This is a genomic window from Streptomyces sp. Q2, assembly GCF_056820935.1.
This window is the reverse complement of the sequence record NZ_JBXEJE010000027.1, coordinates 37,204-45,517: the sequence shown is the minus strand read 5'-3', so window position 1 is coordinate 45,517 and position 8,314 is coordinate 37,204. Positions and strand designations below refer to the sequence as shown.

7 protein-coding genes are annotated in these 8,314 nt (G+C 71.8%); 5 read left to right on the top strand and 2 right to left on the bottom strand.

Going from position 1 to position 8,314, the window contains the following annotated elements:
- Positions 1–121: 121 nt before the first annotated feature.
- Positions 122–991, top strand: a complete 870-nt coding sequence (locus ACWBNA_RS28720) for a trypsin-like serine peptidase (protein ID WP_482707411.1) — start codon at positions 122–124, stop codon at positions 989–991.
- Between the two features lie 6 nt (positions 992–997).
- Here ACWBNA_RS28720 and ACWBNA_RS28715 read toward each other — a convergent pair whose 3' ends face one another.
- On the bottom strand, positions 998–2,620 hold the full coding sequence (locus tag ACWBNA_RS28715) for an N-acyl-D-amino-acid deacylase family protein (RefSeq protein WP_482707410.1): 1,623 nt from the start codon (positions 2,618–2,620) through the stop codon (positions 998–1,000).
- A gap of 10 nt (positions 2,621–2,630) precedes the next feature.
- Positions 2,631–3,896: an amino acid deaminase gene (locus ACWBNA_RS28710; RefSeq protein ID WP_482707409.1), complete on the bottom strand. Its 1,266-nt coding sequence runs from the start codon at positions 3,894–3,896 to the stop codon at positions 2,631–2,633.
- 154 nt (positions 3,897–4,050) lie between these two features.
- Here ACWBNA_RS28710 and ACWBNA_RS28705 point away from each other — a divergent pair, with 154 nt between their 5' ends.
- From ACWBNA_RS28705 to ACWBNA_RS28690, 4 genes are all read left to right on the top strand, one after another.
- Positions 4,051–5,475, top strand: coding sequence for a sugar kinase (locus ACWBNA_RS28705; protein ID WP_482707513.1), 1,425 nt, complete (start codon positions 4,051–4,053; stop codon positions 5,473–5,475).
- On the top strand, positions 5,472–6,236 hold the full coding sequence (locus ACWBNA_RS28700) for an IclR family transcriptional regulator (RefSeq protein ID WP_482707408.1): 765 nt from the start codon (positions 5,472–5,474) through the stop codon (positions 6,234–6,236). The genes ACWBNA_RS28705 and ACWBNA_RS28700 overlap by 4 nt, the downstream gene beginning before the upstream one ends.
- Complete coding sequence (locus ACWBNA_RS28695) at positions 6,233–6,643, top strand: RidA family protein (RefSeq protein WP_482707407.1); 411 nt, start codon at positions 6,233–6,235, stop codon at positions 6,641–6,643. Before ACWBNA_RS28700 ends, ACWBNA_RS28695 begins: the two co-directional genes overlap by 4 nt.
- 149 nt (positions 6,644–6,792) lie before the next feature.
- Positions 6,793–8,271 (top strand): GntP family permease, encoded by a 1,479-nt coding sequence (locus ACWBNA_RS28690; protein WP_482707406.1) that lies wholly within the window; start codon positions 6,793–6,795, stop codon positions 8,269–8,271.
- Positions 8,272–8,314 lie beyond the last annotated feature (43 nt).

Here is an 8,314-nt window from a genome sequence, read left to right as displayed (position 1 = left end):
CCCCCCCCGCCCTAAAACACCTCCTTGCCTCGCCGCGCCCCTCCGTTGAAAATGCGCATGACAAAACTGCGGGTGGCCGGAAGATCTCCGGTCACCCTCGTCATGTAGAGGGGACCCCCACATGAGAAAGCCTCTCGTCGCCGCACTCTTCGCCCTGGTGATCGCCGGGGCGGGCGCGGCACCCGCGGTCGCGGCACCCGCACCCGCCGCGCCCGCGGCCAAGGCGGACACGAAGACGGCCGCGTCGCCCACGCTCCAGGCCGTCACCCTCGCCGGGACCGTCGCGCTGAGCAACTGTTCCGGCTCGGTCGTCCGCTTCCCGAACTCGCTGGACACCGCCCCCGCGCTGGTGCTCACCAACGGTCACTGCCTGGAGAGCGGCTTCCCGGAGCCTGGCGAGGTGATCGTCAACCGGGCGTCCAGCCGCACCTTCGGCCTGCTCAACTCGGCCGGCACCCGCGTCGCGACCCTGCGGGCCAACAAGATCGCCTACTCGACGATGACCGACACGGACGCCACGGTCTACCAGCTCACCAGCAGCTACGCGACGATCCGGAACAACTACGGCATCAGCGCCCTGACCGTCCAGGACACGCACCCCACCGCCGGCACCGCGATCACCGTCGCCTCCGGCTACTGGAAGCGGCTCTACAGCTGCAGCATCGACGGGTTCGTGCCCACCCTGAAGGAGGGCGACTGGACCTGGAAGGACTCCGTCCGCTACACCTCCGCCTGCAACACCATCGGCGGCACCTCGGGCTCGCCGGTCGTCGACCAGTCCACCGGCAAGGTCGTCGCCGTCAACAACACCGGCAACGAGGACGGCGAGAGCTGCACGGTGAACAACCCCTGCGAGGTCGACGCGAGCGGCAACGTCACCGTCCGCCAGGGCATCAACTACGCCCAGGAGACCTACCGGTTCCCGGCCTGCTTCACGACCGGCAACCAGCTCAGCCTGAGCGCGAGCGGCTGCGTCCTGCCCAAGCCGTGAGAAGGCTCAGGGCGTCCTCCGCACCGCCCGCCCCGCCAGTACGTCCGTCCGCCGGCCGTCCTCGATGACGAAACGGCCGTCGACCAGGACGTACGGGATGCCCGTCGGCAGCACCCGGGGATGCTCGAAGGTCGAGCCCGCCGCGACCGTGGCCGGGTCGAACAGCACGAGGTCCGCCCGGTAACCCTCGCGGACCAGCCCGCGGTCCGGCAGTCGCAGCCGGGCCGCCGGGCGTGCGGTGAGGTGGGCGACGCACTCCTCCAGGGACAGCACGCCCAACTCCCGTACGTACCGGCCGAGATAGTGCGGGAACGTGCCGTACGCGCGCGGGTGGGGCTTGGCGCCCTGGAGGATGCCGTCCGAGCCGCCGGTGTGCACGGCGTGCCGCATGATCGCCCGCACGTTCTCCTCGTGGCCGACGTGCTGGAGGATCGTCGAGCCGAGGCGGTCGTCGAGGAGGAGCCGGCGGGCGGTGACCCAGGGGGCCTCGCCGCGCAGAGCGGCCGACTCCTGGACGGTTCGGCCGACGTGGTCGGCCAGCCCGGGATCCGTCACGCCGGAGATCTCGATCGTGTCCCACTCCACGGGCACACCGTGGCAGCCGTCCGCGCCGACGACCTCCAGGTGGTGCCGGATGCGCCCCGCGGTCTCCTCGTCCGCCAGCCGCTTCAGGACCTCCTGGGGGCCGCCCTCGCTCGCCCAGCTCGGCAGCAGCGCGGCCAGCGTGGTGGAGCCCGGCGTGTAGGGGTACGTGTCGAGGCTGATGTCGGCGCCGTCGGCGAGCGCGTCGTCCAGGAGCGACAGCAACTCGGGCGCGCGGCCCTCGTTCACACCGAAGTTCATCGTGGCGTGGGCGAGATGGAGCGGGCAGCCGGCCTCCCGGGTGAGGGCCACCATCTCCTCGTACGCCCGCAGGGCCCCGGCCCCGTACGAGCGGTGGTGCGGACAGTAGTAGCCGCCGTACGAGGCCACCACCCGGCACAGCTCGGTCAGCTCCGCGTCCTCGGCGTACATGCCGGGGGTGTAGGTGAGGCCCGACGACATGCCGACCGCCCCCTGCTCCATCCCCTCCGCCACCAAGCGCCGCATGTGGTCCAGCTCCCGGGGCGTCGCCTCGCGGTCCTCCCAGCCGACGGCGAGCGCGCGGACCGTGCCCTGGGGGACGAGGTAGGCCGCGTTCACGGCGATGCCCCGGCCTTCGAAACCGACGTCGAGCCGGTCGAGGTACTCGCCGACCGACCGCCAGGAGAAGTCGATGTCGTCGCCGTCGCCGTTCCAGCCGGTGATCGCGCGGCGGACCCCGACGAGCGTGCGGTCGTCGACCGGCGCGTACGACAGCCCGTCCTGGCCCAGGACTTCGAGGGTGACGCCCTGCGCGGCCTTGGCGCTGTGGTCGGGGTCGCGGAGCAGGGCCAGGTCGCTGTGGGCGTGCATGTCGATGAAGCCGGGGGAGAGGGCCAGTCCCTCGGCGTCCAGCTCGCGGCGCGCCTTGGGGCGTTGACAGCCGGCCGCCGCGGCCTCCTGCACGATCGACACGATCCGTCCCTTGTCGATCACCACGTCGGCACGGTACGAGGGGCCGCCGGAGCCGTCCACGACGTCCGCGTCCCGGATGACGAGCTCTTCCACGCCGGACCCCCTAGAAGAACGTACGGATGTAGTCGACGACCGTGCCGTCCGCCTCCGCGACCGGGATCAGTGGCCACTTGTCGAAGGACGTGCACGGGTGGGACAGCCCGAGGCCCAGCCAGTCGCCGACCTCAAGGTCAGCCGCCGGGGCCGTCCGCAGCCAGGCGTGCTGGTCGGACAGGGCCGTCACCTCGATCCCGGCGGCCGGACGCTCCACGCCGTCCCGGCGGACCACCTGGGCGAAGGGCAGATCGAGGTCGTACGCCGCGTCCCGCTTGCCCGCGTTCACGAAGGCCTGCTCGGCGGAGGGCCGGGACACCACCTGCGTCCACAGCCGGAAGGCGGGCTCCAGGGCGCCCTCCTCGGGGACCCGGTTGAAGGGGGTGATCTTGCGGTAGTGGCCGTCGTCGTGCGAGACGTAGGCGCCCGAGCGCAGCAACTTCAGCACGGGGGCGGACAGTTGCGGAATCCCGGCGAAGACGTCGGCGACCGCGTCGAACCAGGCGCTGCCGCCCGCGCTGACGACGATCTCGTCGGCCCGCGTGAACCGGCCCGCCTTGTCGAAGTCCGCGACGAGCGCGATCAGCCGCCGCAGCCACGCCTGCACCCGCTCCGGGGTGGCCCGCGGGACCTCGCCCTCGTAGCCCGCGACGCCGACGAGTCGCAGGGTCCGCGTCCCCGCCACGGCGTCCGCGACCGCCGCGCACTCCGCCTCCGTACGGACCCCGGTGCGGGCCCCCTCGCCGGCGGCCAGCTCGACGACGACGTCCAGCGGGCGGCGGGCACCGCGCAGGGCCGCGTCCATCAGCTCCACGCCGCGTACGGAGTCGACGTAGCAGATGAAGCGGAAGTCCTCGTCGGAGTCGAGCTCGGCGGAGATCCAGCGCAGGGCGGCCGGGTCGACCAGCTCGTTGGCGAGGAAGACCCGCCGGATGCCGAACGCCCGGGCCACCCGCACCTGATGCGGCACCGCGAGCGTGACGCCCCACGCCCCGTGCTCGATCTGGCGCTGGAAGAGCTGGGGGGCCATGGACGTCTTGCCGTGCGGGGCGAAGGCGAGGCCGTGCCGGGTCGCGTACGTCTCCATGAGTGCGAGGTTGTGCGCCAGGCGCTCGGCGGAGAGAGCCAGTACGGGGGTCGCGAAGCCGTCGGTGAACAGGTTGCGGCGCTGGGCGGCCAGCTCGCCGACGGTGAGGCCGTCGGCGTCCGGGGGGAGGCCCTTGAAACGGTGGTCGACGCGTTCCGCCGCCAGGCGGGAGAGCGCTTCGCTGGCCATGGGAGCCTCCCTGATCAGGTGCGTTGCCCGAGCGTTGCGTAGCATGCAACGCTCATTGCGTATATCGCTTACGGCTGTCTAACATCTCCGCCAACACCGGGTCAACGGAGCCGCCGCCCGCGAACGAGCCTCAGGAGCTACGACGATCGTGACCATCAGCGGACCCTGCAACGCCCCCGACGTCGTGGACGTCGTCGCGCTCGGCGAGTCCATGGTCACCTTCCTGCCCTCCCGGCCGGGCCGCCTCGCCGACGTCCCCTCCTTCGACCGGGCCATCGGCGGCGCGGAGTCCAACCTGGCGTGCGTGCTGGCGGCCGCGGGCCACTCCGTGCGATGGGTCAGCCGGGTCGGCGCCGACGCCTTCGGCGACCACCTGACCGACACGATCGGGGCGTACGGCGTCGACGTCTCCGCCGTCCAACGGGACCCGGTCCGTCCGACCGGCATCTACTTCCGCACGGCGGGGGACCGGTCCACCGACGCCCACGAGGTGGCGTACTACCGGGCGGGGTCGGCGGCCTCCGCCATGACGGTGCACACCGTGGACCCGGTGGCGGTGCGGGCGGGCCGGATCCTGCACCTGTCGGGGATCACGGCGGCCCTGTCCGATGGCTGCCTGGCGCTGCTGCGCGAGCTGACCACCAGACGCCCCGGCCGCCCGCCGGTCTCCTTCGACGTCAACCACCGCACCGGCCTGTGGCCGGACACCGACGGACCGCTTGTGCTGCTGGAACTGGCACGCGGCGCCGACATCGTGTTCGTCGGGGAGGACGAGGCGGCGGAGGCGTGGGGGGTCACGGGCGGCCCGACAGCGATCCGCTCACTGCTGCCGGAGCCCGCCGTGCTGGTGGTCAAGGAGGGAGCGCGGGGAGCGACGGTGTTCGAACGCGAGGGAGGAGGCGAGGGCAAGGGAGGGAGCCGGGGCGAGGAAGCGCGTGACCTCACCCAGCTCCCGCTGCCTGCGGGGGAGCGTGACGTCCAGAGGTTCGTGCGGCCGGCGGATGAGCGTGAGGCCGAGTCGTTCCGTGGGTCCGCGGAGGAAGGTGGCGTCGAGTCGTTCCTTGGGTCCGCGGGGGAAGGTGGCGTCGAGTCGTTCCGTGCGTCCGCGGGTGAGTGTGACGCCCGGTCGGGCCGTCCGGACGCGGACGCGAGTGGCTCTCGGCCGGCGGAGGGCGGCAGCCCGTACGCGTGGGGTCGCGCGGCCCAGCCGCCGACAGTGACTCCGGCCTGCGCGCAGGCGGCCGAGCCGGCCCCGCCTCATCCCTCCGTCCCCGACACCGTCACCTTCGTCCCCGCCCTCGATGTCGACGTTGTCGCACCCGTCGGTGCCGGTGACGCCTTCGCCGCCGGGTTTCTCTCCGCCACCCTGCGCGGACTGTCCCTGAGGGTCCGCCTGAGGCACGGCCACCTCTGGGCCGCCGCCGCCCTCACCGCCCCCGGCGACCTCGCCCCGCCGCCCACCCGCGAGCACGCCGACCGCCTGGCCGCCCTCGACGACGACGCGTGGGGGAGACTTCGACTCGGCCCCGGCTGGACACAGGCCGCACAGCGGGCCGAGGAGGAGGTACGTACGCCATGAGCCAGACCGTCGACCGCGCGCTGAACATCCTGCCGCTGCTCGCCGAGGGCCCCGCCGACCTGGGGCAGGTCGCCGACCGCCTCGGAGTGCACAAGTCCACCGCCCTGCGCCTCCTCCGCACCCTGCACGAGCACGGCATGGTCTACCGCCAGTCCGACCAGCGCTACCGCCTCGGCGCCCGCCTCATCGCGCTCGCCCAGGAGGCGATGGAGAACCTCGACATCCGCGAGATCGCCCACCCCCACCTGGTACGCCTCAACGAACAGTGCGGGCACACCGTCCACCTCGCCGTCCACGAGGACGACGAGGTCCTGTACATCGACAAGGTGGAGAGCCGGTACCCGGTGCGGATGTACTCGCGGATCGGCAAGCCCGTCGCCATCACCGTCGCCGCCGTGGCGAAGCTCCTCCTCGCCGACCGGCCCGAACCCGAGCGCCGCGCCCTCGCCGACAAGCTCGACTACCCCATGTACACGGCCCGTTCGACCCCCAACGCCCCAGCCTTTCTGAGGGAGTTGGACAAGGTCCGTGAACAGGGCTGGGCCACCGACCTCGGTGGCCACGAGGAGTCCATCAACTGCGTCGCCGCGCCGATCCGCGGCGGCGACGGGCGGGTCGTCGCCGCGATGTCGGTCTCCGCGCCGAACGTCGTCGTCACGGCCGACGAACTCCTCACCCTGCTGCCGCTGGTCCGCCGTGTCGCGGACGCGATCAGCGGCGAGTACTCCGGCAGATCCCCCGTCAAGGAAGCCACCTCATGACCGAGAAGACCGCGCTCACCCCGACGACCCACACCACCCCGCCCGCGAAGTTCTCCCACGGCGTGCGCAAGGGCAACATCCTCCAGGTCGCCGGACAGGTCGGCTTCCTGCCCGCCGAGGAGGGCAAGCCGCCCACGCCCGCCGGTCCGACTTTGCGCGAGCAGACCCTCCAGACCCTCGCCAACGTCAAGGCGATCCTGGAGGAGGGCGGCGCGAGCTGGGACGACGTGATGATGATCCGCGTCTATCTGACGGACGTGGACCACTTCGCCGAGATGAACGCCCTCTACAACACCTACTTCGAGGAGCAGGCCCTCACCGCCCCGCCCGCGGCCCGCACGACGGTCTACGTCGGCCTTCCCGCCGGGCTCCTCGTCGAGATCGACGCACTCGCCGTCCTGGGCTAGGCCCCGGGGCCCGCCGACGGCCCCTCAACTCACGTCGGCTCCTCGACTCCCGCACTGCGTACACGGCATGGCGCCCACCGTTCCCACGGGCGCCGTGCCGCGCTCCCCCCTGCCCGAAAGCCGTATGTACTTACCCAGAGGACCCCCCAATGTCCTATCCGCTCGCCGCGTCCACCACCCCCGAAACCCCACCCCACACCGGAGGCCTGCTCCTCCTCATGGACGGCACGGCGGGTCTCCTGACCGTCGCCGCCCTCGGCATAGGGCTCCTGCTCTTCCTGATCATCAAGGCCCGCCTGCAGCCCTTCGTCGCCCTCCTCGCCGTCTCCATAGCCGTCGGCCTGCTGGCCGGACTGTCGGTCACCGAACTCTTCGGCACGGTCCAGCGGTCGGACGCCGTCTCCACCATCGAGTCCGGCATGGGCGGCATCCTCGGCCATGTCGCGATCATCATCGGCCTCGGCACCATGCTCGGCGCGATCCTCGAAGTCAGCGGCGGCGCGGAGGTGTTGGCGTCCCGTCTCCTCAATCTCTTCGGCGAGCGGCGCGCACCGCTCGCCATGGGCCTGACCGGCCTCATCTTCGGCATCCCGGTCTTCTTCGACGTCGGCATCTTCGTCCTCGCGCCGATCGTGTACGCGGCGGCGAAACGCTCCGGCAAGTCGATCCTGCTCTACTGCCTGCCGCTGCTCGCGGGCCTGTCGATGACCCACGCCTTCCTGCCGCCCCACCCCGGTCCGGTCGCGGCCGCCGGTCTCCTCCACGTCGACCTCGGCTGGGTCATCCTCATGGGCATCGTCTGCGGCATCCCGGCCGTGCTGGCCGCCTGGGCGTACTCGGCGTGGATCGGCCGCCGCATCTTCGTCGCCGTACCGCAGGACATGGTCGAGGCGGCGGCGGAAGCCAGGCTCGCCGTGGTCGACGAGCAGCGCGCGTCGGGCGTGGAACCGCGGGAGACGCCGGTACCGCTCGGCACCGTCCTCGGCATCATCGGTACGCCGCTGGTGCTGATCCTCGCGGCCACCTTCTCGTCGATCGCGCTGGACCCCTCCACCGGCCGCTCGGTGATCGAGTTCTTCGGCAGCCCGTTCGTGGCCCTGACGATCGCCCTGCTCCTCGCGTACTACCTGCTCGGCATCCGCCGCGGCTGGTCCCGCAAGTCCCTGGAGACGGTGTCCACGGCCTCGTTGAAGCCCGTCGGCAACATCCTGCTGGTCGTCGGTGCGGGCGGCGTCTTCGGCGCCGTCCTCAAGGCCAGCGGCGTCGCCCAGGCACTCTCCGACACCTTCAGCGACGTCGGCCTCCCGGTGATCGCCCTGTCCTACCTGATCTCCGTGGTCCTGCGCGTCGCCCAGGGCTCGGCGACGGTCGCCATCGTCACCACGGCCGGCATCGTGGCCCCCCTGCTCGCCGAGGGCGACCACTCCCAGGCCTTCGTCGCCCTGGTCATCATGGCCATCTCGGCCGGCTCGATCTTCGCCTCGCACGTCAACGACGGCGGCTTCTGGATGGTGGCCAAGTACTTCGGCATCAGCGAGCGGGACACCCTGAGGACGTGGACCGTACTGGAGACGGTTCTGTCGGTGGCGGGGTTCGTGGTGGCGGCGGTGCTGAGCGTGTTCGTGTAGGCGTCTGATAACGAAATCGGGGGCTGGCTGTGTCCGACACAGG

Bases quoted from the DNA above. Each gene is read 5' to 3' on its own strand.
- ACWBNA_RS28720 (WP_482707411.1), top strand. From the start codon at position 122: ATGAGAAAGCCTCTCGTCGCCGCACTCTTCGCCCTGGTGATCGCCGGG.
- ACWBNA_RS28710 (WP_482707409.1), bottom strand. From the start codon at position 3,896: ATGGCCAGCGAAGCGCTCTCCCGCCTGGCGGCGGAACGCGTCGACCAC.
- ACWBNA_RS28700 (WP_482707408.1), top strand. From the start codon at position 5,472: ATGAGCCAGACCGTCGACCGCGCGCTGAACATCCTGCCGCTGCTCGCC.
- ACWBNA_RS28695 (WP_482707407.1), top strand. From the start codon at position 6,233: ATGACCGAGAAGACCGCGCTCACCCCGACGACCCACACCACCCCGCCC.
- ACWBNA_RS28690 (WP_482707406.1), top strand. From the start codon at position 6,793: ATGTCCTATCCGCTCGCCGCGTCCACCACCCCCGAAACCCCACCCCAC.